This is a genomic window from Roseateles sp. P5_B10 (assembly GCF_056400485.1).
In genome coordinates, this window is record NZ_JBFULE010001512.1 from 1 (window position 1) to 660 (window position 660).

General features: G+C 63.4%; 1 protein-coding gene. It reads left to right on the forward strand.

Annotation, left to right across the window (positions count from 1 at the left end):
* A partial coding sequence (locus AC1DU6_RS34320; RefSeq protein ID WP_477862929.1) for an IS3 family transposase occupies positions 1–559 on the forward strand: 559 nt, incomplete at its 5' end.
* Positions 560–660: the final 101 nt, after the last annotated feature.

A 660-nucleotide genomic window follows, 5' to 3' on the forward strand; every position in this document is an offset into this window, starting at 1 on the left:
GCGCACGCCGCTGAACATCGCCACCCAGGTCAATGAGGTGTGGAGCATGGACTTCGTCAGCGACAGCCTGGCCAACGGACGGCGCCTGAAGTGCCTCACCGTTGCCGACGACTTCAGCCACGAGGCCGTGGACATCGCGGTGGACTACGGCATCAGTGGCCAGTACGTGGTCCGGCTGCTGGATCAGGCTGCGCGGTTCCGCGRCTACCCAGCCGCCGTAAGAACAGACAACGGGCCGGAGTTCACCAGCAGGCCCTTCATCGCATGGGCGCAAAGCCACGCCATCCGACACATCCTGATCGAGCCTGGTCGCCCCATGCAGAACGGCTACATCGAGAGCTTCAATGGCCGGTTCCGGGACGAATGCCTGAACGAGCATTGGTTCGAGACATTGAAGCAGGCCCGGATTGAGATCGCCGCCTGGCGGCGCGACTACAACGAGGTCCGTCCGCACAGCAGCATCGGACGAATACCGCCGGCGCAATTTGCTGAGCGGCACCGCAGCAACGCGGCCGCTCCTGCCCAGCACGCCGGACCCATCAACACAGAGATCCAGTAACCTTCAACCAGGACTCCGACCTATTCATTGGCACGGCGGTTGAGGGCAGGTCAAGAGAGCAAAACGAGAAAGCGGCCCCGGGCTACGCCCGAGGCCTGAAC